Genomic DNA, 24,457 nt, shown 5'->3' with positions numbered 1-24,457 from the left:
CCTTCGCTTTTCTGAGAATTGTCAGATCGCCCCGAGATCCGCAGACAGCCAGTGCTGCGGATTCATGTAGATCGCTACCTGTTCGCCCAACTGCGATCGCGCGAATTCGAGATACCCGTCGACCTTGTCCGGAGCCAGGTAACGCCGCGAGACTTCGACCAGCATCTCGTCGGTGCCCGGAACGATCTTGTCGACGGATCCGCTGACGCTGACGTAACGGATTGTCGGATCGAGCCTTTCGGCCATCAACGAGAAATGCCCGGCCGACTCGATGAGTCGTGCCTTTCGCGAATCCTTGCCCGTGAGGATCCATGGTTTGCCACCGGGTGAGTACAGGTACCAGATCGGGACGGTCAACGGACCGCGCTCGGTGCCGTCCGCCACGGACAGCGCCCCGATGTGGGGTTCGGCCAGGAACTGTTCACGCTCATTTTCGGAGAGTGCCATTCCTCGAGATTACCGCGACGTTTGACATGGCGTTGTGACTCCGTACACAATCGATGTGCTCATTATGAATAGGCGTTCGCAATGCGAACACGTTTCGATCCGAACTACTGGATCCCAACCGGTCGCGAACGCCCACAAGCAGTGAATGTCGAGGATCCGATGACCGCACATACGCAGTCGAGTTCAATCACCGGTTCGCCTGGGGCGCGTGCCGCAATGTGGGTAGCACCGTTGTGTTGGATCGCTGTGCTTCTGGACGGATTCGACCTGGTCGTACTCGGCGCGGTCATTCCTTCGCTTCTCGACTACGACGCGTGGGGTTTGAGTACCGGCACGATTACGATGATCTCGACCTTCGGGCTCATCGGCATGACCATCGGCGCCCTCGTCATCGGCACTCTCACCGACGTCATCGGTCGACGCCGCGCGCTGCTGTACGCCGTTGCCGCATTCTCGATTCTGACTCTGTTGTGCGCAATTGCGCCCAATCCGTTCATCTTCGGGCTGCTGCGCTTCCTTGCCGGTGTGGGGCTGGGTGGCGCCCTACCGACGGCATTGGCTCTGGTCAACGAATTCTCGAAGAAACAAGGCGGTGGATCTGCGTCGACCATGCTGATGACCGGCTACCACGTCGGCGCCGTTGCCACCGCAGCGCTGGCGCTCGTCGTGATCGAACCTTTCGGTTGGCGAGCGATGTTCGTTGTGGGCGCACTTCCTGCCGTCGCCCTGATTCCACTCATGTTGCGGTATCTGCCGGAATCCCCGTCGTACCTTCTCGCTCACGGAAAGCGTGCCGAAGCCGAGGAAATCGCTGCCCGTTACGGAGTCGAACTCGAGATTGCGCCCACGTCCGAAGTTGAGTGCGCCGAAGCCGCCAATCCCGTTCGCGCACTGTTCTCTTCGAAGTTCTTGCGCAACAGCATCGCCATCTGGATCACCAGTTTCATGGGCTTGCTGCTCGTCTACGGATTGAACACATGGCTTCCGACGATCATGCGTGAGGCCGGTTACAACCTCGGGGCGTCGTTGACGTTCCTTCTGATCCTCAATGCCGGCGCCGTCGTCGGGCTGTTGATCGCCGGGGGCGTCGCGAACAAGATCGGCCCGCGGACTGCAGCCATCGTGTGGTTCGCCGGAGCTGCACTGTTCCTGGCGCTTCTGAGTGTGAAGGTGTCGTTCGGAATCTACGTGATGGTCTTCCTCGCCGGATGCTTCGTATTCAGCGCGCAGGTACTGGTCTACGCCTTCACGAGCGCCAATCACCCACCTCAGATTCGCGCGACCGCGCTCGGATGGTCGGCAGGTGTCGGCCGGGTCGGTGCGATCTGTGGCCCGATCCTGGGCGGAGTCCTCCTGGGTGCGGGTTACGCCGTGCCGTGGGGCTTCTACGCTTTCGCGCTCGTCGGACTGCTCGGAGCAATTTCTATCTCCTGCACACGGGTGCGCACCTGAAATACCAGTTTCGCTGGTTGGCGTGCTACTGCTATCGTAAAACATGAGTATGAAGAGTAGCGCTATCGTCGCGCCGCAGGAACCGCTACCGATGCCATCGTCTCGATCCGGTTTGTGGTGGGGCTTGCTCGGTGTGCTGGCGTTCTCGTTCACCGTTCCGCTCACGAGGGTCGCCGTCGCGGATCTCGACCCCCTGTTCGTCGGTGCGGGCCGCGCCGTCGTTGCCGGGGCCCTTGCGATTGTGATGCTGTCGGTTACTCGCGCGACGCTTCCGACGCTTCGGCAGTGGTTGCGCATCGCACTCGTGACTGTTGGTGCGGTACTGGGGTTTTCACTGTTCACCACGTTTGCGTTGCAGACATCGCCGGCGAGTCACGCGGCAGTCGTGATCGGGCTACTTCCCGCTGCGACCGCGGTATTTGCGGTCGTCCGAGGAAAAGAGCGTCCCAGTAAGGGATTCTGGTGGGCAAGCGCCGCCGGCGCGGTATCGGTCGTAGGGTTCGTGGCGATTGCAAACGGCGGACTCGGCTCGTTTCATCTCGCTGATCTTCTTCTGTTCGCCGCGGTTGTGTGTGCAGCGCTGGCATATTCGGAAGGTGCGTTGCTGGCCCGCGAGATCGGGTCGTGGCAGACGATTGCCTGGGCATTGATTCTCGGACTGCCGGTCACGATTGCGTTGACGGTGGCGTCCATGGCCCAGGCTCCGGTCTCTGCCGATGTGAATTCGTGGCTTTCGTTTGCCTACCTGGGATGCGTGAGTATGTTTCTCGGGTTCTTTCCTTGGTACCGGGGTCTGGCGATCGGTCCCATTTCCACTGTGAGCCAAACACAGTTGGTTCAACCGGTGCTCAGCATTGCCTGGTCGGCGCTGATACTCGGTGAGACGTTGTCACCCTCGATCGTGGCCGGCGGTGTCGTCGTCATCGGGTGTGCCTGGCTTGCCCTGAAGGCGCGAGTGGCAGCGCCGCGTGCTGTGCCGGCACGCGACGCGACCACTGCTACTGATGAATCAGAAAAGCGGGCCGCCACCGAAGGCACTGCGGTGTGACGCCGGTTGTTTCCCGTTGGCGTCGGTGATTCCGTACTCGACGGCCGTCTCGGCGGTGATCAGTGTGTGACCGCTGCGCGCGTTCACTTCTGGATCGTTGGCCAATGCAGTGATGACTTGGCCGACGAATTCCGGGGTTTCGGCCTCGGCCAGTGAGAAGCCTTCGAAGCTCTCGATCCCACTCGCCTCCATCCGCTCGTTGCGGATCAACCCGAGCCAGAAGGAAAGTGCGGTGACGCCGGTCCCCTTCAATTCGACAGCCATGTCCGCGGCCATCTTGTCCAAACCTGCCTTCGACATCCCGTACAGGACAGAGTGCAGGTACCCGCGGGTCCCGAACGACGAGATGTTGCCGATCACTCCACTGCCCCGGGGAACCATCAACTTCGCCGCTTCCACCGAAGCAACGTAGTGGGCGCGCAGTCCGATTCCGATCAGCGAATCCCAATCGTCGATCGGCCTCTTCCAGAACGGATCGGCGAAGCCTGCATAACCCGCCGGGTTTGCCCAGACGTTGTTGACCAAAAGATCGAGGCGGCCTGACCGCTCTTCGGCGATGCGGGCAAACAGGTTGACGATCTGCTGATCGTCGCCGTGATCGCACTGCACGGCAATGCCGTGACCACCGCGCTCGGTGATCTCGGCTGCGGTGCGATCGAGTGGGCCGTCGGCGCCGACGGTTCCTCGTGCCGTCACGTACACCGTCCATCCGTCGCTTCCCAGCGCGAGGGCAATGCCCTTGCCGACGCTCCGGCTGGCACCGGTTACGAGCGCAACTTTTCCGTTCGTCGTCATCGCGGCCCACCCAACGAACCCTCGACGATGTCAGCGTCCGGGGACAGGGGAGTGGTGATCGACCACGTCTCCGTGAAATGGCATTGACTCATTTTCCACGTACCGTCCTCGATCACGTACTTGTCGTCGATTCGCCGGTCATCAACTTCTCGGTGCGCCCGACGGTGTCGATCTGGCGGAACTGCAGAGCCCATCGCCCCACCGCCGACGTCTCCGAGGTCAGTGTGATGTCGGGATGCAATCCGTGATGCATGTCGAGGACCGCGTACCGGCCGTCGACCTTGCGAAGAGCGATCTTCTCGAAGATGTCCGCCATCGGCCCCGCGTCGTCGAAGGCGCCGAGGCGGCCGTAGTCGATCGACGCTCCGGAACGGATGAAGCTGTTGCGGAACCCAACTGGATCCTTGGCATCACATGCTCGCCAGTAGCCGTGCTTGAGCTTCTTGATTTCCTCGATCTGTTCGAGCGCGTCGAGGCGTTGTGCGAGATCCAACGTCGGTCCTTTTCGTCTGGGTTTCCCGGAGACATGTCGGATCGACTGTAGGGTGTCCTCAGTCACATGTGTGTAGTTTTTCCCAGTGACCGGTCAGGAATCGGTGTCGGTTTCGCTCGAGGATTCGTCGCCGGTTAGCGTGATCGCAGTCGAGTCGCTGAAGACGCTGCCCCAGAGCTCGCCGAGGGCTGGATCTTCTTCGGCGTGTTCGGGCGCCATCATTGCGAGCAGATTGTTGATCAGCATCCCGTTCGCGATGAACAAACGCGCTTGCTCGGGTGTGCAACCGGTGCGCTCGCGCAGCAAGGTGTAGATGCCGGACATGGCGTTCCGGGAGACGGCGGCGACATCATCGGTGCTGGTGGCGAAGCCGTGCAACATGACAAGCAGTAGATCTCGGTCGAGAACCAGCTCGCCGTAGGCGGATCCGAGTTCGGCCCAGAACTGCGGATTGCTCGGATCGATCGTGACCGTATCCAATTTGTCGTTGAAGGTGCGGACGATTTCGTCGAGCGCGCGCGTGAACACTGCGTGGAACAAATCTGCCTTGGTTCCGAACATACGCACGACGTAGGGCTGCGAGACACCGGCTTCCTTGGCGACGGCGTCCGTACTGGTCCCCGAGTATCCACCCTTTGCGAAAGCTCGCGTTGCCGCGGCAAGGACCAACGCGCGACGTTCCGGTGCGCTCATCCTGCGGGTACGTGGTTCAGCTGCACCGATCGACATGTTGACACGTTATCACCGGATAGCTTAGTTTCGACTTAAGTAATCATCCGATGCCTTAAGGCACCTTCACTCGAGGAATCACGATGACCGTTTTGACGAAGTCCGGATCGGACGCCGCATCCGGGTCGGAAAGCAGTGGAGGACGTAAGGTTCCGATCGCGATAGCGATGGTTGCTGCCTCTCTGCCCATGTTCATGGCCACCCTCGACAACCTCGTGATGACGAGCGCGCTGCCGGTGATCGAGAAGGAGCTGAATGCGTCCGTCGGGCAACTTCAGTGGTTCATGAATGCGTACACGCTCTGCTTTGCGACGCTGATGCTTTCGGCGACGACGCTCGGCGATCGGTGGGGGCGCCGCAAGATGTTCGTATTCGGGATCGGGCTGTTCACGGCGGCGTCGATTGCTTCGGCGTTGTCGACGACACCAAGCCTGCTCATCGCGGCCCGAGCCTTTCAGGGCGCCGGCGCTGCCGCGATCATGCCGCTCTCACTCACTCTCCTCGTGGCAGCGGTACCGGAAGCCAAGCGTGCCATGGCAATCGGCGTGTGGGGTGGCGTCTCCGGCCTGGGGATCGCGATGGGTCCGGTGGTCGGTGGGGCGGTAGTCGACGGGTTCTCGTGGCAGGGCATTTTCTGGATCAACGTGCCGGTTGCGATCGTCGCTGTTCCTCTCGCGATGTATGCGTTGCGTGAATCGACCGGTCGCACACAACCTCTCGACCTTCCCGGTGTCGCACTCGCCGGACTCGGTGTGTTCCTGGCGGTGTGGGGGATCGTTCACGGCAACGACGACGGCTGGGGATCGCTTGGAGTAGTTGCGTCGTTGGTCGGTTCCGCAGTCGCGTTGGCACTGTTCCTGCTTCGCGAGATGAAGACCTCGCATCCGGTCATGCCCCTACGTCTGTTCCGCTCACGCAGCTTCTCGATGGCGAACGTCATCGGCTTGACCTTCTCGATCGGAATCTTCGGGGCGGTGTTCCTGCTCTCGCAGTACCTCCAGATCGTGATGGGCTACAGCCCGTTCCAAGCAGGCCTGCGGACGCTTCCGTGGACGGCAGCGCCGATGATCTTCGCGCCTCTCGCCGGTTTTCTGGCGCCGAAGGTCGGGCTCCGTTCGCTTCTGCTGACCGGTCTGTTGCTCCAGGCCGGAGCATTGTTCTGGTTGGCAGCGTTGATCGGTCCCGACGTGACGTACGAGTCGCTGGTTCCGGCTCTACTGATGGCGGGAATCGGCATGGGCTTGACCTTCGCGCCGAGCTCGACGGCGGTACTCGTCGACATGGACGAGCCTGATCACGGAACGGCCAGTTCGACCAACTCGACGCTTCGTGAGATCGGTGTTGCACTGGGAATCGCGGTTCTCACTGCGGTCTTCCTTGCCGCCGGCGGTGCCCTCACGCCCCTCGGTTACGGAGATGCGCTGACACCTGCACTGCGCGTCGGCGGTTGCTTCGTATTGGTTGCGGTTGTCGCGGCGTGGTTCGTGCCCTCGCATCGCAAGGCCTGAGCACTGCTGTGCGCCTTTATTAACCTCCGGCGGTTAATAAAGGCGCACAGCAGTTACGAAGCCGGGTCCCCCGGGAACGCTGAGGTGGCCGGAGCGGTTCCCAGCGCGGACCGCCATCCGGCGCCGCGGATAGCCGCATCGGTCAGGCCGTCGATTCCGAACGTGCGGAGTTGGTCGGTATCGACCTGTTCGACGAATGCCCGGTAGGTCACGGCGGTGTCGGATTCGATCTGTGCTGCCAGTTGTGCCGCGGTAACGGCGTCCGTCACCGGAAACGGGATCTCGTAAGCTGCCGCGGCTGTCGGCGGGGTCACGCCCGCGTCGGTCGACAGGGCAACCAGCGCATCACGTCGTGCGCGGTGCGCTGCTGTGTGCGTGGCAACCTCGTTGACACGGGCAGGATTCGAAAACGCGGCAACCACTCCGTAAGCGAAGATCGCAGCATTCTCTGATTCGATTGCGGTCAGCAAGGCAGAACTCTCGGATCGACGGGTGTGCGAAGTGATCACGGAAGCAACACCGCAACCTGAGTCGAGCACGACGCGCTGATCGAACCGAGCAGGCCCGCGCGATAGCCGGACATCGTCCGAGCGAGATCCGCGGCACTGCGCGCCGAATCGGCCAGCGAGGTACTCAAGGTTTCGACGCCCGTAGGAGCGTTTGCGACCGAGGTCGACGGGGGCGCTGTGGTCGTAGCGGCGCCGCTGCCCGCTGCTCGCGCAATCTCGGCGTCGAGTTCGAGTGCATGCGCTGTGCGTTCGGCGCTGATCGTGGTCAGTGATGCCGACTTGTCCGGCGCAAGAGCGATGGCGGCGGTTGCTGCTGCCGCGTCGGAGCGGGCTCGATCGGCCTGGGCCGTCAGCTGGTCGACTTCTGCAGCCGCCTCCGCTGTGCCGTTGTCGGTGCAGGCGGACAACGAGAAGGCAGCAGCGCCCAACGCTGCTGTTCCCGTCATCTTGAGCGCACTCCGCCGGGAGAGTGGGGTAGTAGTCATGGGCGTCAGCACCAGTCCATCGTGCCAGGTGGTCGGCCGATCGTTCGAATCCGCGGCACGTGTTCAAGTGTGACGTGCGTCGGGCACTCTGGTCACGGAGACGCGCAATGAGCGGTACTCTTGGATGCTTGCAGCATGTGGCACCTGGTGTCTTTTCATGCTCGCAGCCGCCCACGTCGACAGTCGACACAAGTCGGACAATCGACGACAACTGAAATGAGGAGTTCGCGAGATGCCGGTGCCATCCAGGGAGAGGGTGATCGAGCTGATCTCCGAACTCGTGCACGCCCAGGGTTACGACGTCGACGACGTTGTCGTGACCAGTGCGGGCAAGCACAGCGCGGTGCGCATCATGGTCGACAGCGATGCCGGGATCGAGCTCGATGCCGCCGCGGAGATCAGCAGACTCGTTTCGGAACTTTTCGACACCCTCGAGGAAATCGGTGAAACGCCGTACACCCTCGAGGTGACCTCCCCGGGAATTGACCGCCCACTGACGCTCGATCGTCACTGGCGTCGGGCTCGCGGACGTAAAGCGCGAATCGATCTGGCCGGCGAGACTGTGGTGGGCCGTATCGGAACGATGAACGACGATTCCGTGGCAGTTGTCATCGGTGGCCGTGGCGGACTGACCGTGCGCGAGATTGCACTGGGCGACGTTCAGAAGGCTGTAGTTCAGGTGGAGTTCTCGAAGCCCAGTGAGGCGGAGTTGGAACTCGCGGGCGGCATCCCGGAGGGGCGCGCAGTTCCTTCGGATGCGGTTGACCTCACCGAGGACTCGGGCGTGGACAGTGTCGAAGACGACGAAGCAGAATTAGAAGACGTAGAAAACGAAGAAGGGTTCGACAAGTGAATATCGACATTGCAGCGTTGCGAGCGATCGAAGCCGAAAAAGGTGTCTCGATCGAAACTGTGATCGCCACGATCCAGACCGCGCTGCTGACGGCGTACCGCCACACCGAGGGGCACAAGCAGAACGCTCGGATCGATGTCAACATCAAGACCGGTTCGGTGCGAGTGATGGCGCACGACACCGATGCCGACGGCAACATGATCGGTGAGGAGTGGGACGACACTCCCGAGGGATTTGGACGCATCGCGGCGACCACCGCACGCCAGGTCATCCTGCAGCGTCTGCGCGACGCCGAGCACGAGCGCAGTTTCGGTGAGTTCTCGACCCATGAGGGTGAAATCGTCGGCGGTGTCATTCAGCGTGACACGCGTGCGAATTCCCGCGGAATGGTCGTCGTCCGAATCGGCAGCGAATCCAATGGCGCCGAAGGATTGTTGCCGCCTGCAGAACAGGTTCCCGGCGAGAACTACGAGCACGGTGAGCGCATCAAGTGCTACGTCGTCGGGGTTGCTCGCGGAGCCCGCGGCCCACAGATCACCCTCTCGCGGACCCACCCGAACCTGGTTCGCAAGTTGTTCGCACTCGAGGTTCCAGAGATTGCGGACGGCAGCGTCGAGATCATCAACGTCGCGCGCGAAGCGGGGCATCGTTCCAAGATCGCCGTCGCCTCACGTGTGCAGGGGCTCAACGCAAAGGGTGCATGCATCGGCCCGATGGGTCAGCGCGTCCGCAACGTCATGAGCGAACTCGCGGGGGAGAAGATCGACATCATCGACTTCGACGAAGATCCCGCGACGTTTGTGGGCAACGCACTTTCCCCGTCGAAAGTGGTCTCCGTCACTGTCGTCGATCCCGAGGCTCGTGCGGCCCGTGTCATCGTGCCCGATTTCCAGCTTTCGTTGGCCATCGGAAAAGAGGGTCAAAATGCCCGCCTGGCTGCGCGGTTGACGGGTTGGCGTATCGACATTCGTAGCGATGCGGCACCCGTTGGCGACGCGTCCGACCGGCCCGCCACGTCCAACGGATAACAGTGGAATGCAGTGATCGAGACGGTTCGGCGGTAGAGTGGACAATGGTTCGACGTGAGTCCTCGGATTCTGCGCGCGTGAAACCCGGTTCGCCGGTCAGAACGTGTGTGGGATGCAGGGAACAAGGGTCGGCTGTCGATCTGTTGAGGGTCGTGGTTGGTGAGCAGGGGCCGGAGGGTTCCCCGCTCGTCCCCGACGTATCGCGAAGACTCCCCGGTCGAGGTGCATGGCTGCACCTGGATCCGAGTTGTCTGAGCCTGGCAGAGCGGCGCCGAGCATTCAGCAGAGCACTGCGAGTGTCCGGAAATCTGGACACGTCCGCTGTCGACCAGCTGGTCGACGCAGTTCACACAAAAGCAGTACCTCTCGAGAAGAACAGGCACAAGCACTCATGAGCACACCGTGAAGCACCAACGATGAACGTCCATCGGCGATAACCCGAGGTCGTGCGGGACCCACATCTGTGGGATGCCTCCTGCTCGACCTCATCAGTGAGGAGAGCAGTGGCAGGCAAGGCCCGCGTGCACGAGTTGGCTAAAGAACTCGGTGTCACCAGCAAGGAACTACTCGCAACGCTCAAGGAGCAAGGCGAGTTCGTGAAGTCTGCGTCATCCACAGTGGAGGCGCCCGTCGCCCGTCGTCTGCGGGAGTCATTCCCGTCGGCAGGCGGAGCAGAAACCAAGTCCGAGACCGGCGCAGCCGCTCCGGCGGCTCGCCCCGCGGCAAAGCCCGGCGCACCGTCGCCGTCGGCTGCAAAGCCTGGCGCACCGCGTCCCGGCCCCAAGCCGGCCGCACCCGCACCGGCTGCTCCCGCAGCTCCGGCCCCGGCAGCCCCCGCGGCTCCCGCAGCCGCTGCTCCGGCAGCACCGTCAGCGCCGGTCCCCACACCGACGTTCAACGCTCCGAAACCAGCACAGCCGGCACGTCCGGCTCCGGCTGCTCCCGCAGCGTCGGCACCGGCTCCGGCCGCACCGTCCACCGGCGCGAAGCCCGGCGGACCGCGTCCGGGACCGAAGGCACCTCGCGTCGGTAACAACCCGTACTCCTCGGCACCCGCCGAGCGTCCGGCACCTCGTCCGGCTCCCGGCGCACCGCGTCCGGGCGCAGGTCAGGGCGGTTCTCGTCCGGCTCCGGGTCAGGGCGGTCCCCGTCCGGCTCCCGGTCAGGGTGGACCTCGTCCGGCTCCGGGTCAGGGCAGTCCCCGTCCGGCTCCCGGCCAGGGTGGACCCCGTCCGCCTGCAGGTCAGGGCGGACCCCGTCCCAGCCCCGGCTCCATGCCTCCTCGCCCGAACCCGGGTGCAATGCCTGCTCGTTCCGCTCGTCCCGCGCCCGGTGGCGGCGGACGTCCGGGTCGTCCCGGTGGCGCTCCCGGTGGTCGTCCGGGCGGCGGCGGCGGTGGATACCGCGGCGGCGGCGCTCCCGGCGCCGGTGCTGGTGCAGGTGCTCCCGGTGGAGCAGCTCCGGCCGGTGGATTCCGCGGTCGTCCCGGCGGCGGTGGCCGTCCCGGTCAGCGCGGCGCAGCGGCAGGTGCATTCGGTCGTCCCGGGGGAGCAGTTCGCCGTGGACGTAAGTCGAAGCGGGCGAAGCGCGCCGAGTACGAAAGCATGCAGGCTCCCGCAGTCGGCGGCGTCAGGCTGCCACGCGGCAACGGTGAGACCATCCGTCTCGCTCGCGGCGCATCGCTGTCGGACTTCGCGGACAAGATCGATGCGAACCCCGCAGCACTCGTGCAGGCGTTGTTCAACCTCGGTGAGATGGTCACGGCAACTCAGTCGGTCAACGACGAGACGCTGGAGCTGCTCGGCGGCGAAATGAACTACGTCGTGCAGGTCGTCAGCCCGGAGGACGAGGACCGCGAGCTGCTCGACAGCTTCGACCTCACCTACGGCGAGGACGCCGGCGGAGAAGAGGACCTTGAGTCCCGTCCGCCTGTGGTCACCGTCATGGGCCACGTCGACCACGGTAAGACCCGTCTGCTCGACGTGATCCGTAAGGCGAATGTCCGTGAGGGCGAAGCCGGCGGCATCACGCAGCACATCGGTGCCTACCAGGTGCTGACCGAGCTCGAGGGCAACGAGCGTCTCGTGACGTTCATCGACACCCCGGGTCACGAGGCCTTCACGGCCATGCGTGCTCGTGGTGCCAAGGCCACCGACCTCGCGATCCTTGTTGTCGCAGCCGACGACGGCGTCATGCCGCAGACGGTGGAAGCGATCAACCACGCCCAGGCGGCCGACGTGCCGATCGTGGTCGCGGTGAACAAGATCGACAAGGAAGGCGCGAACCCGGACAAGATCCGGCAGCAGCTCACCGAGTACGGACTGGTGGCCGAGGAGTACGGCGGAGACACCATGTTCGTCGACATCTCGGCGAAGCAGGGTCTCAACATCGACGCACTGCTCGAAGCAGTGCTGTTGACGGCCGACGCTTCCCTGGATCTGCGCGCCAACCCGGACATGGACGCTCAGGGTGTTGCCATCGAGGCGCACCTCGACCGTGGCCGCGGCCCCGTCGCTACCGTGCTCATTCAGCGCGGAACGCTGCGGGTCGGCGACTCGATCGTTGCCGGCGATGCTTACGGCCGCGTCCGCCGCATGGTGGACGAGCACGGTCAGGACGTCCACGAGGCACTGCCTTCACGTCCGGTGCAGGTCATCGGCTTCACGTCGGTCCCCGGTGCAGGCGACAACCTGCTCGTGGTCGACGAGGACCGTATCGCTCGTCAGATCGCGGACCGTCGCAACGCACGTAAGCGCAACGCGCTTGCAGCGAAGAGTCGTAAGCGCATCAGCCTCGACGATCTCGATGCAGCTCTGAAGGAACATTCACAGCTGAACTTGATCCTCAAGGGTGACAACTCGGGAACCGTGGAGGCCCTCGAAGAGGCTCTCCTCGGAATTCCGATCGACGACGAGGTGCAGTTGCGCGTCATCGACCGCGGTGTCGGTGGCATCACGGAGACCAACGTCAACCTGGCTGCTGCGTCCAACGCGATCATCATCGGCTTCAACGTCCGCGCCGAAGGCAAGGCAACGGAGCTGGCGAACCGCGAGGGCGTCGACATTCGCTACTACTCGGTGATCTACCAGGCCATCGACGAGGTCGAGAAGGCACTCAAGGGTCTGCTCAAGCCGGTGTACGAAGAGGTCGAGCTGGGCAAGGCAGAGATCCGCGCCATGTTCCGTTCGTCCAAGATCGGCAACATTGCCGGTTGCTTGGTCACCTCAGGCAGCATCCGTCGCAACGCCAAGGCACGTCTCATCCGCGACAGCAAGGTCATCGCCGAGACGGTCACCATCTCCTCGCTCAAGCGGGAGAAGGAAGACGCTACCGAGGTTCGCGAAGGCTACGAATGTGGTTTGACCGTTACCTATTCCGATATCAAGATCGGTGACGTTCTCGAGTGCTACGAGCTTCGCGAGAAGCCGCGCGACTGATTATGTCGACACGGGCGTTGGGGCGGACGCACGTGAGTACTAGCTGACATGGACTCTCTCGGACTTGAACATACAAGTCCGAGAGAGTCCATTCGGCTCTGTCTAGGGGGAAAATGTTTGTAGGGGCACTGGAGTTCGACATCCTTTTCGGCGATGTCCACTCACTCAAGGAAAAGCGTTCGATGCTGTCGCCGATCCTGACGGAACTCCGTCGATTCGGTGTGAGTGCAGCGGAGGCGGGGGAGCAGGGACGCCTGCGTCGTGCGCTCGTGGGCGTCGGTGTGGTCAGTTCGTCCGTCGATCACCTGCACGACGTTCTCGATCATTGTGAGCGGGCGGTCGCCGAGCGTCCGGAGATTCAGTTGCTGGCTGTGCGAAGGCGAATCTTCGGCCCGGAAGACTGAGCGTCATCGGGCGGTGTCGATGAGCCACGCTTCCAGACGGCGTACCGAATCGAGTTCGTCGGCAAGGGATTCGGTGGCTTCGGGACCAACGGTGGCGGTGTTTGTGCTCACGCTCGACGCATGCGACAACTGTGGAGATCGACGACGGCCCTGGCGGCGGTGGCTCGTGGTCGAAGACCTCTACCGATGGTGATTTGGTTGCCGGGTAGCCGATGGACGAGACTGTTGTCGGTAATAATTCTTGTTAACCAGAACTTTGATCGATCGAGTCACCTCGATTCGAGTGGCCAGGTAGAGGAGACTGACAGTCATGGTAGATCCAGCCCGGGCACGCAAGTTGGCAAAGCGTATCGGAACCATCGTCGCGACCGCGATCGATCACGAGATCAAGGATCCGCGACTCGCATTCGTGACCATCACGGACACCAAGGTCACCAACGATCTGCACGACGCGACGGTGTACTACACAGTCATGGGCGAGAAGGTCGATTCCGCACCCGATGTGGAAGCCGCCGCCGCAGGTCTCGAGAAGGCCAAGGGTGTTCTGCGCTCGAAGGTCGGTGCCGGAACCGGAGTTCGCTTCACACCGACTCTGACGTTTGTCGCCGATACCGTTCCCGACACCGCGCGTCATATGGAAGAACTGCTGGCCCGTGCCAAGGCCGCCGACGACGAGGTCGCCAAGGCGCGTGAGAATGCACAGCCGGCCGGAGATGCAGATCCGTACAAGGAGCCGCGAGTGGCTTCGGACGAAGACGAGGCGTCGCCAGATGTTCGTGAAGCCGACTGACGCGCACCGAGAATGACGATCACCGCACTTTCGGACGTCGACCCCTGCGAGGCGAAGTTCGCTCAGGTGGCCGAGGTTCTCGAATCGGCACACACGGTGACAATTCTCTGCCATGTGCAGCCGGATGCGGACACGATCGGCAGCGGACTTGCGCTCGGTCTCGTTCTCGAGCGTCGGGGCATTTCGGTGCAGGTCGCGTTCAGTCGGCCGTCGGCGCTGCCCGAGTCGATGCGCGATTTCCCCGGTCTCCACTTGCTCGTGGCGCCCACTGATGTTCGGGAAAGTGTCGATGTACTGGTGACGGTGGATGTCGGCAGCGAGGGCCGTCTCGGTGAGTTGTCGAGTCGACTCGCCGGCGCGAATCGCACGATCGTCCTTGATCACCATCGCTCCAATTCCGAATTCGGAAGTATCAACGTCGTCGACGAAGCCGCGGCTTCGACGACGGCGCTCATCGCACGATTCTTCGATGCGTGGGGAGTCGCGATCGATCGCGATATCGCGCACTGTCTCTATGCCGGACTGGTCACCGACACCGGCTCCTTCCGGTGGGGAGGTCCGCTTCCGCACGTGCTCGCGGCGCGTTTGCTGGCGACCGGCATCGACGGCGACGCGATTGCGCGAAAGCTGCTCGACACCCATCCGTTCGGGTGGTTGCCGATGCTGGCTTCGGTACTCGGGTCCGCGGTGCTGGTCCCGGAAGCCGCGGACGGCCGTGGGCTGGTGTACGCGGTCATCCGACGCAGTGACATCGGCGATCTTCGCTCCGAGGAGATCGAGAGCGTCGTCGATATCGTGCGAACCACTTCGGAAGCCGAAGTTGCCGCAGTACTCAAGGAGTCGGTTTCCGGAAGCTGGTCGATCTCGTTGCGTGCAAAGTCGGCGATCGACGTGTCGGCGGTCGCTGAAAGTCTTGGTGGCGGCGGGCACCGGCTGTCGGCCGGATATACGTCGACCACTTCCAGCGACGAGATTGTTGCCGCGCTCGTCGCGGCACTCGGCTGAATCCGCGGCATTGAGCGAATCTGACGCCACCTCGGCGGGATCTTCGGCAGCTGATTTCGACGTCACTGGGCGTCGAATCTTTTCCCTGGCGTTTCCGGCACTCGGGGTACTGGCGGCCGAACCCCTCTATCTGTTGTTCGACATCGCCGTGGTCGGCCGACTCGGGGCGCTTCCGCTGGCCGGATTGGCAGTCGGTGGTCTGATCCTGTCGTTGGTGAGTACGCAGCTGACCTTCTTGTCGTACGGCACCACGGCGCGGGCCGCACGGCTTCACGGGGCGGGCCGCGAGCGCGACGCGGTGGGCGAGGGTGTTCAGGCGACCTGGCTGGCGGCCGCGATCGGCTTGGCCTTGGTCGTGATCGTGCAGGTGATCGCCGGCCCGCTGACTTCGGCGGTGGCCGGGACTCCCGACATCGCCGCGGCTGCGGAAAGTTGGCTCCGGATAGCGGTGTTGGGTGTTCCGCTCATCCTGGTGGCCCTGGCCGGCAACGGCTGGATGCGCGGGGTTCAGAACACGGTGCGACCGCTGCGGTTCGTCCTTGTCGGCCTGGGTATTTCGGCGGTGTTGTGTCCGATTCTGGTGCACGGCTTGCTCGGTGCTCCGCGTCTGGAACTCGAAGGATCAGCTGTTGCGAATCTGGTGGGCCAGAGTGTTTCGGGTGTGCTGTTCGCCTGGGCGCTCTTTCGTGAACCGGTTTCGGCTCGACCACATTTTGCGATCATGCGGGCGCAGATGCTGATGGGCCGTGACCTGATTCTGCGCAGCCTCGCATTCCAAGCGTGTTTCGTTTCCGCGGCTGCAGTGGCGTCGAGGTTCGGTGCGGCTGTAGTCGGAGCGCACCAAGTCGTCCTCCAACTGTGGAACCTGGTTTCGCTCCTTCTCGATTCCTTGGCGATCGCAGCTCAGACGCTGATCGGAGCGGCGCTCGGCGGTGGATTCGCAGCCGCGGCGAAAAAGATGACCTGGCGGATCACCGCATGGTCGACGGTATTTGCCGTGGTGCTCGCGATCTTCTTCGCCGCCGGCCACTCCGTGATCCCCGGACTCTTCACGTCCGACGCCGAGGTGCTCGGTCAGATGTCGATTGCATGGTGGTTCTTCGTCGCGATCATGCCGGTGGCGGGAATCGTCTTCGCACTCGACGGTGTTCTACTCGGCGCCGGGGACGTGGTGTTTCTGCGCAACGCGACCATGCTGTGCGCCGTTCTCGGGTTTCTGCCCGCGATCTGGCTCTCTCTCGCCTACGACTGGGGGCTGGCCGGAATTTGGGCAGGGCTTACCGTGTTCGTAGTACTTCGGATGGTCGCGGTGTCGTGGCGAGCGTTTTCCGGCAAGTGGGCCGTGACAGGTCCGGCGACGGCGAAGCGCGGAAGTTCAACTGAGGAAGCAGAGGGATCGTGGCAGCAAAGCTGATGGCGGTGAGCGACATTCATGTCGGTCACAACGGCAACAAGCCGATGACGGAGGAACTGTTTCCGGATTCGCCTGACGACTGGCTCATTCTCGCCGGAGATGTTTCCGAGAAAACTGACGACATTCGGTGGGCGTTGAAGCTCCTTCGCAGCCGATTCGCAAAGGTCATCTGGATTCCGGGCAACCACGAACTGTGGACGACCGCCAAGGATCCGGTTCAGATTCACGGAGCGCCGCGCTACGAGTACCTGGTCAACATGTGCCGCGAACTCGACGTCATCACACCCGAGGACCCGTTCCCGGTGTGGGAGGGAGACGAGGGACCGGTCACGGTCGTCCCGATGTTTCTTCTCTACGACTACTCCTTCCTGCCGGAAGGTGCGCGAGACAAGGAACACGGGCTCGAGATCGCGCGTGACAAGAACGTCGTCGCCACCGACGAGTTCCTACTGTCACCGCAGCCGTATGCGACGCGCGACGCATGGTGCCGGGCGAGGATCGAGTACACCCAGGCGCGGTTGGATGCGCTTCCCGAAGGAACAAGAACCGTTCTCGTGAACCATTTCCCGATGGTCCGGCAGCCGACGGACGTACTCATGTATCCGGAGTTCGCACTGTGGTGCGGAACCACCGCTACCGCCGACTGGCACGTGAAGTACAACGCGGTGTGCTCGGTGTACGGGCACCTGCACATCCCTCGAACCACGTACTACGACGGCGTCCGCTTCGAGGAAGTCTCACTCGGATACCCGCGCGAGTGGCGTCGGCGTGGACTGCCGGAGAAGTTGTTGCGTCAGATTCTTCCCGTTCCGGAGTACCCGCCGGGAACGCTCAACAAGTGGGGTGGCCACTTCAAGGTCACGCCGGAGCAGGAAGCCGAAGTCGAGCGCATGCGCGCCGCACGCTGAGAGGTATCGCGACGTGATCGAACAGATTCTTCCCGGTGGAGTTGCGACGGCCGAGGCCTTCGTGGATCCGCCCGGTCTGGTTCCGCACCCCAGTGAGGAGGCGTTGATCGGCCGCGCGGTCGAGAAACGTCGTCGCGAGTTCGTGACCACCCGGCACCTTGCGCGTCAGGCGATGGGCAAGCTCGGTGTTCCGTCTGCCGCTGTCATGCGCGGCGAGCGTGGTGCTCCACTCTGGCCGCAGGGAGTGGTCGGGAGCCTCGCCCATTGCGACGGCTACCGCGGCGCTGTCCTGGCGTACTCCATGCAGGTCCGCTCACTCGGTATCGACGCCGAACCGCACGGCCCGCTGCCGGACGGGGTATTGCCCGCGGTCAGCATCGAGGCGGAACGAACGTGGTTGGACACTCAGGAAACCGGCGGTCCGGTGCACTGGGATCGAGTGCTCTTCTGCGCGAAGGAAGCCACGTACAAGGCGTGGTTTCCGCTCACCGGGCGCTGGTTGGGTTTCGAGGACGCCCACATCACGTTCGAGGCGGAGTCGGAAACGTCCGGCACTTTCAACTCGCGTCTGCTGGTCCCCGGTGAGGCGACGTCCGGTCCGCCGCTCACCTCTTTCGACGGCAGGTGGTTGGTGTCGGACGGACTCATCCTGACGGCAATTTCGGTGCAGTGAGCGCGACTGGCAGAATCGGCACACGTGTCAGCTCGTGAAAAGCCTTCCTCCGGTCTTGTCGGCGCCGGAATTCTGATTGTCGACAAAGAGGCGGGTATCACCAGCCACGACGTGGTCGCTCGGTGCCGCAAGTTGTTGAACACCCGGAAGGTGGGACACGCCGGGACGCTGGATCCCATGGCGACCGGTGTTCTCGTTCTCGGCGTCGAGCGTGCGACCAAGTTGCTCGGACTCCTGGCGCTGACAACCAAGGCGTACTCGGCGACCATTCGCCTCGGGGCAGCGACGGACACGGACGATGCCGAGGGGGAGGTCCTGACCTCCGCAGACGCTTCGCAGGTGACGGACGCGGAGATCGCGGCGATCGTGGCCACGCTGACCGGGGACATCAAGCAGATCCCGGCAAGCGTGAGCGCTATCAAGGTGGACGGTCAGCGCGCACATGCTCTGGTGCGTGCGGGAGAAACCGTCGAGCTGGCGCCGCGTCCGGTAACGGTGTCGACTTTCGAGGTTCTGGCTCGGCGAGATGTCCCGGGTGGCTTCGTCGATCTGGACGTCGACGTGGAGTGCTCGTCCGGTACGTACATCCGCTCGCTTGCCCGCGACCTCGGTCGTGAATTGGGCGTCGGCGGTCATTTGACGGCATTGCGCCGCACCCGCGTCGGGCCGTTCACTCTCGAACATGCGCGCACGCTCGAAGATCTCGCGGATCAGCCGGGTGTGAGCCTCGACATCGATCAGGCCGCGCAGACGGCTTTTCCGCATCGGCAGATCACGGCGGAGGAAGCCGAGGCGATCAGCCAGGGGCGCTGGCTCGAGCCGATCGGGATGAAGGGGATCTGTGCGGCGATCGATCCCACCGGTCACACGATTGCGCTTCTGCAGGAGAAGGGTCGACGCGCCAGTTCGGTGATGGTCGTGCGACCGGCGACGCTTCGCGGGTGATCGTCCGCGAGCGTGTCGACGGCGACCTCGACGGTTGCGTCGATGCGCTGGCACAGGTCCACGAGTGCGACGGATATCCGAACACGTGGCCGCAGAACCCGCACCGCTGGCTCAGTTCGCCCACGGTGGTGAAGGCGTGGGTCGGTGAGAGCGACGGTCGTGTTGTCGGTCATGTGGCCGTCGACAGCGAGGTCGCAGGTGCGCCCACAACCGCGGGATCGATAGCCGTGTCGCGATTGTTCGTTCATCCTGGCTCACGTGGAAACGGCCTCAGCGATGCGCTACTCGATGCCGTGACGGATTTCCCAGCCGAGAGTCGGTTGGAACTGGTGCTCGACGTCGTCGACGACGCTCTGCCGGCGATCGCACTGTACGAGCGTCGAGGGTGGGTGTACGTCGACGAGAGGCTCGCCGACTGGACCCGGACCGACGGCGTCCGGCCCGTGGAACGCCGATACCGACTGCCGCTTTGACTACCTCGGCTAGACGAGCCAAATTGCTTGAGCGACTGGACTTCCCAAGTCGATGGTGTTGGGGCTGTCGCCGAGTCGAACGGACACTGTCCCGGCGAAATCGCGGCGCTCCTCGACGGTGATCTCGACATCGAGACTGACGCCGACGGAATCGAAGTACCGGAGCATTTCGGGATCGGAATCGGAGATCCGGGCAACGCGGCCCCGCTCACCGTTGGCGAAGTCGCTGAGCTGGCGGGCCGGGGGTGTCGGCACCGAACCGTCGGTGGCGGGAATGGGATCACCGTGCGGGTCACGTTCGGGGAAGCCCAGTTTGGCGTCCATCCGAGAGATCATCAGATCGGAAACGGCGTGTTCGAGGACTTCGGCCTCGTCGTGGACTTCGTCCCAGCCGTATCCGAGTTCCTGAACCAGATAGGTCTCGATCAACCGGTGGCGCCGGACCATGGAGACGGCGGCGGCGCGGCCGCTGTCGGTCAGGGCGATGGATCCGTAGCGGGCGTGATCGACCAGGCCCTGGTCCGAGAGTTTGCGGATCGCCTCGGAGACCGTCGAGGCCGAGACGCTCATTTTCTCGGACAGGAGCTTGGTGGAAACCCGCTCGTGGGACCACTCCTGGATAGTCCAGATGACCTTGAGGTAGTCCTGGGCCACCGACGAGAGTGCGAGCGTGTCGATTGCCGCGTCGTGCGCCGAAGTGCTGTCGCCATCCGACGTCGATGATGCTTCCGAGGTTCCGGTCTTGTGAGCTGCCACAACGCTTAGCTTAGGCTACGAAATCCGGAACTTCCGTACGTGAGCGGCAGCACAGCGGTGATTCGCTGGGCGGGTCCGAACGTGACCCGCCGCCGGTGGACCCGTAGGCTGCCAATCGTGCTGAGATGGCGTGGTCTCGACGAAGTTCCGGCCGATTGGGGTCGTTGTGTGCTCACTATCGGTGTGTTCGACGGTGTGCATCGTGGGCATGCCCAATTGATAGCGAGAGCGGTTACCGCTGCCCGCAAACGTGGTGTTCCGAGCGTGTTGATGACGTTCGACCCGCATCCCATGGAGGTTGTGCGGCCGGGTAGTCATCCAGCCCAGTTGACGACGCTGCAACGGCGTGCGGAATTGGCTCAGGATCTGGGCATCGACGTGTTCTGCGTGATGCCGTTCACCGCTGATTTCATGAAGCTGACGCCGGAGCGCTACGTCCACGAGATTCTCGTCGAACGTCTACATGTCGCCGAGGTCGTGGTGGGGGACAACTTCACCTTCGGCAAGAAGGCGCTCGGCAATGTCGATCTTCTTCGTGAAATGGGCGCTCGCTTCGGCTTTGCCGTCGACGGCGTCCAGCTGCTCGCCGAGCATGCGGTGACGTTCTCGTCGACCTACATCCGCTCGTGCGTCGACGCAGGCGACATGGAAGCGGCTACCGAAGCTCTGGGCCGTCCACATCGTGTCGAAGGTGTGGTCGTCCACGGTGACAAGCGTGGACGCGAGTTGGGGTTCCCGACGGCCAACGTTGCACCGCCGATGTTTTCGGCGATTCCGGCCGACGGCGTGTACGCGGCGTGGTTCACGGTGCTCGGTGCCGGCGAGGAACTCGGAACCGTCGTTCCCGGTCGCCGATACCAAGCCGCGGTGTCTGTGGGTACCAATCCGACCTTCTCCGGCCGGACCCGAACCGTCGAGGCATACGTTCTCGACACCGAAGCAGACCTGTACGGACAACACGTCGCGGTCGACCTGGTTTCGCGGATTCGCGGTATGGAGAAGTTCGACTCGATCGAGTCGCTCATCACGGCGATGAACCGAGATGTCGAACGCGCACGCCGGATTCTGAGTGAGGATGCAGAACGTAGCGTCGGTTGAGTTCCTCCTGTGTCAGTGGCGGCCGCCACATTCGCTCCAGGTGGGCGAGAGCGCCTCATTGCTGCTGGTAGGATCTTCTCTCGGTGCGTGCTGCGGTTTGCGGTGGCCGCGCCCGATCTAGTTCCTTTCACGCAAACGTCATCACAGGAGTGAATCAAGTGGCATTGACCACGGAAGAAAAGAAGGCCGTTCTCGGCGAGTACGGCTTGCACGAGACCGACACGGGATCGCCTGAAGCTCAGGTGGCAATGCTCACCAAGCGCATCACCGATCTCACCGAGCACCTCAAGACCCACAAGCATGACCACCACTCGCGTCGTGGACTGCTCTTGATGGTCGGTCGCCGTCGTCGTCTGCTGAAGTACGTGGCAAAGACCGACGTCGCTCGCTACCGCACGCTCATCGAGCGTCTCGGCCTGCGTCGCTAGATTTTTCTCACGACGCTGATCGAAAGCAACACGGCATGCTTCGGTTTGCCGAACACTCCGTCAGCCGGCGAAGCCACGCATATACTTGGCTTCGCTGGCTTTCGGCGTTAGCTGCCGCAAGGCAGTTTCCGCTGTCGGCGCTATGCACAGTTGTCTAGGCGCAGTTGTGCAGTACGCAGCCAGCACACCGTATGCACCAGAGAACGTGGTGTCGGTTGTCGGTAGTGGTTCTCCGGACCGGGCAAGTGCCCGAAAGCTCCGGCGGACTTCGATCGACGGCCGCCCGAACGTCGTGACGTCCCGAAGCAGAAATCGCTCGCATCGCAAGGAGCGTCTGCAATTCAAGAGGGGGACGTCCCTCGGTGCGCAGTTTCCACCAGGAGGGTGGAAACGCCCGCGCGGGTACGGCGAAGACGAGAGGGAAGTGAAGAGAAAAGAATGACAGAGAATTCCGTAGTAGAGGTCGACGAAGGCGTGTTCGAATCCACCGCCGTGATCGACAACGGGTCCTTCGGTACCCGCACCATCCGTTTCGAGACCGGACGCCTTGCTCAGCAGGCCGCCGGCGCCGTCGTTGCTTACCTGGACGACGAGACCATGCTGCTGTCCGCCACGAGCGCCAGCAAGCACCCCAAGGAGCACTTCGACTTCTTCCCCCTGACGGTGGACGTCGAAGAGCGTATGTACGCAGCGGGCCGCATCCCCGGTTCGTTCTTCCGTCGTGAGGGACGCCCCTCCACCGACGCGATCCTGACTTGCCGCCTCATCGACCGGCCGCTGCGCCCGTCCTTCGTCGACGGTCTCCGTAACGAGATCCAGGTCGTCGTCACGGTCATGAGCCTCAACCCGCAGGATCTGTACGACGTCGTGGCCATCAACGCCGCTTCCGCGTCGACGCAGATCGCGGGCCTGCCGTTCTCCGGACCCGTCGGTGGCGTGCGCGTTGCACTCATCGTCTCGGACGAGAACAAGACCGGCCAGTGGGTTGCATTCCCGACGGTCGATCAGCTCGAGAACGCCGTCTTCGACATGGTCGTCGCCGGCCGCGTCGTTTCCGGTAGCGGTGACGACGCCGACGTCGCGATCATGATGGTCGAGGCCGAGGCCACCGACAACGTCATCGCGAAGATCGCCGACGGCGCTCAGGCACCGACCGAGGCCATTGTCGCCGAGGGCCTCGAGGCCGCCAAGCCGTTCATCGCACGCCTGTGCGCTGCACAGGCAGCACTTGCATCCAAGGCTGCAAAGCCCACGGGTGACTACCCGGTCTTCCCGGCGTACCAGGACGACGTTTTTGCTGCCGTCGAGGCTGCTGCGTCCGAAAAGCTCAATGCCGCACTGACAATCGCCGGCAAGCAGGAACGCGACGACAAGACCGACGAGGTCAAGGTCGAGGTTCTCGAGCAGGTTGCACCCAACTTCGAAGGCCGCGAGAAGGAACTGGGAGCAGCGTTCCGCTCGCTCACCAAGAAGCTGGTTCGCCAGCGCATCCTGCGCGATCAGTTCCGCATCGACGGCCGCGGCGTCACGGACATCCGTTCGCTGTCCGCCGAGGTCGCGATCATCCCGCGCGCACACGGCTCCGCACTGTTCGAGCGTGGCGAGACCCAGATCCTGGGTGTCACCACTCTCGACATGGTGAAGATGGCTCAGCAGGTCGACTCGCTCGGTCCCGAGACCACCAAGCGCTACATGCATCATTACAACTTCCCGCCGTACTCCACCGGTGAGACGGGCCGCGTCGGTTCGCCGAAGCGTCGCGAAATCGGTCACGGTGCACTCGCCGAGCGCGCTCTCATGCCGGTTCTGCCCAGCGTCGAAGAGTTCCCTTACGCGATTCGCCAGGTCTCCGAGGCTCTGAGCTCCAACGGTTCCACCTCGATGGGCTCGGTGTGCGCGTCCACGCTCGCACTGCTCAACGCCGGTGTGCCGCTTCGCGCTCCGGTTGCCGGTATCGCCATGGGTCTGGTCTCCGACCAGGTCGACGGCGAAACCCGCTACGTCGCGCTGACCGACATCCTCGGCGCCGAAGACGCCTTCGGCGACATGGACTTCAAGGTCGCAGGTACCAAGGACTTCGTCACGGCCCTGCAGCTGGACACGAAGCTCGACGGCATCCCGTCGCAGGTCCTCGCCGGTGCACTCTCGCAGGCGAAGGACGCACGGACCACGATCCTCGAGGTCATGGCGGAAGCCATCGACACCCCGGACGAGATGAGCCCGTTCGCTCCCCGCGTGACGGCCATCAAGGTCCCCGTCGACAAGATCGGTGAGGTCATCGGCCCCAAGGGCAAGATGATCAACTCCATCACCGAGCAGACCGGTGCCAACATCTCCATCGAAGACGACGGCACCGTGTTCGTCGGCGCCACCGATGGACCGTCTGCACAGGCCGCGATCGACATGATCAACGCCATTGCCAACCCGCAGCTCCCCAAGGTCGGCGAGCGGTTCCTGGGCACGGTCGTCAAGACCACCGCCTTCGGTGCCTTCGTTTCGCTCCTGCCGGGACGCGACGGACTGGTGCACATCTCGAAGCTGGGCAGCGGTAAGCGCATTGCCAAGGTCGAAGACGTGGTCAACGTCGGATCCAAGATTCGCGTCGAGATCGCTGACATCGACGCACGTGGCAAGATCTCGCTGATCCCGGTCGAAGAGGGCAACGACGAGGCTGCCGCTCCGGCCGCCGACGAGGCTGCTTCCGAGTAGATCTCACTTCGTACTCTGATGCGGCCCCGCGCGGATTTCCGTGCGGGGCCGCATCTGTACTGTCTGTAGA

The 24,457-nt window shown here is 63.3% G+C and carries 24 protein-coding genes and 1 pseudogene; 18 read left to right on the top strand and 7 right to left on the bottom strand.

Going from position 1 to position 24,457, the window contains the following annotated elements:
* Positions 1 to 21: 21 nt before the first annotated feature.
* Positions 22 to 447 carry a pyridoxamine 5'-phosphate oxidase family protein gene (locus G4D79_RS21945; RefSeq protein ID WP_003942732.1) on the bottom strand — a complete coding sequence of 142 codons (426 nt, stop codon included), beginning with the start codon at positions 445 to 447 and terminating at the stop codon, positions 22 to 24.
* 159 nt (positions 448 to 606) lie between these two features.
* Here G4D79_RS21945 and G4D79_RS21940 point away from each other — a divergent pair, with 159 nt between their 5' ends.
* Together G4D79_RS21940 and G4D79_RS21935 are read left to right on the top strand one after the other, a co-directional pair.
* Positions 607 to 1,899, top strand: coding sequence for an MFS transporter (locus tag G4D79_RS21940; protein WP_374223445.1), 1,293 nt, complete (start codon positions 607 to 609; stop codon positions 1,897 to 1,899).
* Positions 1,900 to 1,990: 91 nt separating this feature from the next.
* On the top strand, positions 1,991 to 2,947 hold the full coding sequence (locus tag G4D79_RS21935; protein WP_007735024.1) for a DMT family transporter: 957 nt from the start codon (positions 1,991 to 1,993) through the stop codon (positions 2,945 to 2,947).
* Here G4D79_RS21935 and G4D79_RS21930 read toward each other — a convergent pair.
* From G4D79_RS21930 to G4D79_RS21920, 3 genes and pseudogenes are all read right to left on the bottom strand, one after another.
* Complete coding sequence (locus G4D79_RS21930) at positions 2,909 to 3,742, bottom strand: SDR family NAD(P)-dependent oxidoreductase (RefSeq protein ID WP_214514377.1); 834 nt, start codon at positions 3,740 to 3,742, stop codon at positions 2,909 to 2,911. The genes G4D79_RS21935 and G4D79_RS21930 overlap by 39 nt on opposite strands.
* Positions 3,739 to 4,235 (bottom strand): annotated as a pseudogene (locus G4D79_RS21925) (nuclear transport factor 2 family protein). The gene G4D79_RS21930 and the pseudogene G4D79_RS21925 overlap by 4 nt, the downstream one beginning before the upstream one ends.
* A 93-nt stretch (positions 4,236 to 4,328) precedes the next feature.
* On the bottom strand, positions 4,329 to 4,964 hold the full coding sequence (locus tag G4D79_RS21920; RefSeq protein WP_003942694.1) for a TetR/AcrR family transcriptional regulator: 636 nt from the start codon (positions 4,962 to 4,964) through the stop codon (positions 4,329 to 4,331).
* Positions 4,965 to 5,047: 83 nt separating this feature from the next.
* Here G4D79_RS21920 and G4D79_RS21915 point away from each other — a divergent pair, with 83 nt between their 5' ends.
* Positions 5,048 to 6,472, top strand: coding sequence for an MFS transporter (locus tag G4D79_RS21915; RefSeq protein WP_214514376.1), 1,425 nt, complete (start codon positions 5,048 to 5,050; stop codon positions 6,470 to 6,472).
* A gap of 53 nt (positions 6,473 to 6,525) precedes the next feature.
* Here G4D79_RS21915 and G4D79_RS21910 read toward each other — a convergent pair whose 3' ends face one another.
* On the bottom strand, positions 6,526 to 6,981 hold the full coding sequence (locus G4D79_RS21910; RefSeq protein WP_080726667.1) for a ferritin-like domain-containing protein: 456 nt from the start codon (positions 6,979 to 6,981) through the stop codon (positions 6,526 to 6,528).
* Complete coding sequence (locus G4D79_RS21905) at positions 6,978 to 7,427, bottom strand: hypothetical protein (protein ID WP_042450877.1); 450 nt, start codon at positions 7,425 to 7,427, stop codon at positions 6,978 to 6,980. Before G4D79_RS21905 ends, G4D79_RS21910 begins: the two co-directional genes overlap by 4 nt.
* Before the next feature lie 271 nt (positions 7,428 to 7,698).
* Here G4D79_RS21905 and rimP point away from each other — a divergent pair, with 271 nt between their 5' ends.
* The 12 genes from rimP to G4D79_RS21845 all read left to right on the top strand — a co-directional run bounded on the left by rimP (position 7,699) and on the right by G4D79_RS21845 (position 19,396).
* Positions 7,699 to 8,319 carry a ribosome maturation factor RimP gene (rimP, locus tag G4D79_RS21900; RefSeq protein WP_050655155.1) on the top strand — a complete coding sequence of 207 codons (621 nt, stop codon included), beginning with the start codon at positions 7,699 to 7,701 and terminating at the stop codon, positions 8,317 to 8,319.
* The gene (gene nusA / locus G4D79_RS21895; RefSeq protein ID WP_003942738.1) at positions 8,316 to 9,347 is read left to right on the top strand and encodes a transcription termination factor NusA; all 1,032 of its coding nucleotides are present in this window, start codon (positions 8,316 to 8,318) and stop codon (positions 9,345 to 9,347) included. Before rimP ends, nusA begins: the two co-directional genes overlap by 4 nt.
* Positions 9,348 to 9,391: 44 nt before the next feature.
* Entirely contained in the window at positions 9,392 to 9,742 is a 351-nt protein-coding gene (locus G4D79_RS21890; protein ID WP_019748063.1) for a YlxR family protein, read from the top strand.
* A 108-nt stretch (positions 9,743 to 9,850) separates the two neighbouring features.
* The gene (infB, locus tag G4D79_RS21885; RefSeq protein ID WP_214514375.1) at positions 9,851 to 12,784 is read left to right on the top strand and encodes a translation initiation factor IF-2; all 2,934 of its coding nucleotides are present in this window, start codon (positions 9,851 to 9,853) and stop codon (positions 12,782 to 12,784) included.
* A 113-nt stretch (positions 12,785 to 12,897) separates the two neighbouring features.
* Entirely contained in the window at positions 12,898 to 13,188 is a 291-nt protein-coding gene (locus G4D79_RS21880; protein ID WP_003942205.1) for a DUF503 domain-containing protein, read from the top strand.
* A 310-nt stretch (positions 13,189 to 13,498) separates the two neighbouring features.
* Entirely contained in the window at positions 13,499 to 13,978 is a 480-nt protein-coding gene (rbfA, locus tag G4D79_RS21875; protein ID WP_003942248.1) for a 30S ribosome-binding factor RbfA, read from the top strand.
* 12 nt (positions 13,979 to 13,990) lie between these two features.
* Positions 13,991 to 14,983, top strand: coding sequence for a bifunctional oligoribonuclease/PAP phosphatase NrnA (locus tag G4D79_RS21870; protein WP_007735049.1), 993 nt, complete (start codon positions 13,991 to 13,993; stop codon positions 14,981 to 14,983).
* A gap of 10 nt (positions 14,984 to 14,993) precedes the next feature.
* Positions 14,994 to 16,397, top strand: a complete 1,404-nt coding sequence (locus G4D79_RS21865) for an MATE family efflux transporter (protein ID WP_063316735.1) — start codon at positions 14,994 to 14,996, stop codon at positions 16,395 to 16,397.
* Positions 16,382 to 17,305, top strand: coding sequence for a metallophosphoesterase (locus G4D79_RS21860; protein ID WP_007735051.1), 924 nt, complete (start codon positions 16,382 to 16,384; stop codon positions 17,303 to 17,305). Before G4D79_RS21865 ends, G4D79_RS21860 begins: the two co-directional genes overlap by 16 nt.
* A gap of 13 nt (positions 17,306 to 17,318) precedes the next feature.
* Positions 17,319 to 17,978, top strand: a complete 660-nt coding sequence (locus G4D79_RS21855; RefSeq protein WP_003942126.1) for a 4'-phosphopantetheinyl transferase — start codon at positions 17,319 to 17,321, stop codon at positions 17,976 to 17,978.
* Between the two features lie 24 nt (positions 17,979 to 18,002).
* Positions 18,003 to 18,923, top strand: a complete 921-nt coding sequence (truB, locus tag G4D79_RS21850) for a tRNA pseudouridine(55) synthase TruB (RefSeq protein ID WP_020907442.1) — start codon at positions 18,003 to 18,005, stop codon at positions 18,921 to 18,923.
* Positions 18,920 to 19,396 (top strand): GNAT family N-acetyltransferase, encoded by a 477-nt coding sequence (locus G4D79_RS21845; RefSeq protein ID WP_116056830.1) that lies wholly within the window; start codon positions 18,920 to 18,922, stop codon positions 19,394 to 19,396. The genes truB and G4D79_RS21845 overlap by 4 nt, the downstream gene beginning before the upstream one ends.
* A gap of 9 nt (positions 19,397 to 19,405) precedes the next feature.
* On the opposite strand, the gene G4D79_RS21840 is transcribed toward G4D79_RS21845, so the two are convergent.
* Positions 19,406 to 20,152, bottom strand: coding sequence for a metal-dependent transcriptional regulator (locus G4D79_RS21840; protein ID WP_030535607.1), 747 nt, complete (start codon positions 20,150 to 20,152; stop codon positions 19,406 to 19,408).
* 117 nt (positions 20,153 to 20,269) lie between these two features.
* Between G4D79_RS21840 and G4D79_RS21835 the strand changes: the two genes are divergently transcribed.
* The 3 genes from G4D79_RS21835 (at position 20,270) to G4D79_RS21825 (ending at position 24,387) form a co-directional block, all read left to right on the top strand.
* Positions 20,270 to 21,250, top strand: a complete 981-nt coding sequence (locus G4D79_RS21835) for a bifunctional riboflavin kinase/FAD synthetase (RefSeq protein WP_003942148.1) — start codon at positions 20,270 to 20,272, stop codon at positions 21,248 to 21,250.
* 158 nt (positions 21,251 to 21,408) lie between these two features.
* Entirely contained in the window at positions 21,409 to 21,678 is a 270-nt protein-coding gene (rpsO, locus tag G4D79_RS21830; protein WP_007735061.1) for a 30S ribosomal protein S15, read from the top strand.
* A gap of 438 nt (positions 21,679 to 22,116) precedes the next feature.
* Positions 22,117 to 24,387 (top strand): polyribonucleotide nucleotidyltransferase, encoded by a 2,271-nt coding sequence (locus G4D79_RS21825; RefSeq protein WP_050655152.1) that lies wholly within the window; start codon positions 22,117 to 22,119, stop codon positions 24,385 to 24,387.
* Positions 24,388 to 24,457 lie beyond the last annotated feature (70 nt).

It is taken from the genome of Rhodococcus sp. WY5, from assembly GCF_018588185.1.
Lineage (GTDB): Bacteria > Actinomycetota > Actinomycetes > Mycobacteriales > Mycobacteriaceae > Rhodococcus_F > Rhodococcus_F qingshengii.
Note: the sequence above shows the minus strand (reverse complement) of the source record. Positions and strands in the feature narration are given on the sequence as shown.

Coding starts and splice junctions, on each gene's coding strand:
- G4D79_RS21945 (WP_003942732.1), bottom strand. CDS start 447: ATGGCACTCTCCGAAAATGAGCGTGAACAGTTCCTGGCCGAACCCCAC.
- G4D79_RS21940 (WP_374223445.1), top strand. CDS start 607: ATGACCGCACATACGCAGTCGAGTTCAATCACCGGTTCGCCTGGGGCG.
- G4D79_RS21935 (WP_007735024.1), top strand. CDS start 1,991: ATGCCATCGTCTCGATCCGGTTTGTGGTGGGGCTTGCTCGGTGTGCTG.
- G4D79_RS21930 (WP_214514377.1), bottom strand. CDS start 3,742: ATGACGACGAACGGAAAAGTTGCGCTCGTAACCGGTGCCAGCCGGAGC.
- G4D79_RS21920 (WP_003942694.1), bottom strand. CDS start 4,964: ATGTCGATCGGTGCAGCTGAACCACGTACCCGCAGGATGAGCGCACCG.
- G4D79_RS21915 (WP_214514376.1), top strand. CDS start 5,048: ATGACCGTTTTGACGAAGTCCGGATCGGACGCCGCATCCGGGTCGGAA.
- G4D79_RS21905 (WP_042450877.1), bottom strand. CDS start 7,427: ATGACGGGAACAGCAGCGTTGGGCGCTGCTGCCTTCTCGTTGTCCGCC.
- rimP (WP_050655155.1), top strand. CDS start 7,699: ATGCCGGTGCCATCCAGGGAGAGGGTGATCGAGCTGATCTCCGAACTC.
- G4D79_RS21890 (WP_019748063.1), top strand. CDS start 9,392: ATGGTTCGACGTGAGTCCTCGGATTCTGCGCGCGTGAAACCCGGTTCG.
- G4D79_RS21880 (WP_003942205.1), top strand. CDS start 12,898: ATGTTTGTAGGGGCACTGGAGTTCGACATCCTTTTCGGCGATGTCCAC.
- rbfA (WP_003942248.1), top strand. CDS start 13,499: ATGGTAGATCCAGCCCGGGCACGCAAGTTGGCAAAGCGTATCGGAACC.
- G4D79_RS21870 (WP_007735049.1), top strand. CDS start 13,991: ATGACGATCACCGCACTTTCGGACGTCGACCCCTGCGAGGCGAAGTTC.
- G4D79_RS21825 (WP_050655152.1), top strand. CDS start 22,117: ATGACAGAGAATTCCGTAGTAGAGGTCGACGAAGGCGTGTTCGAATCC.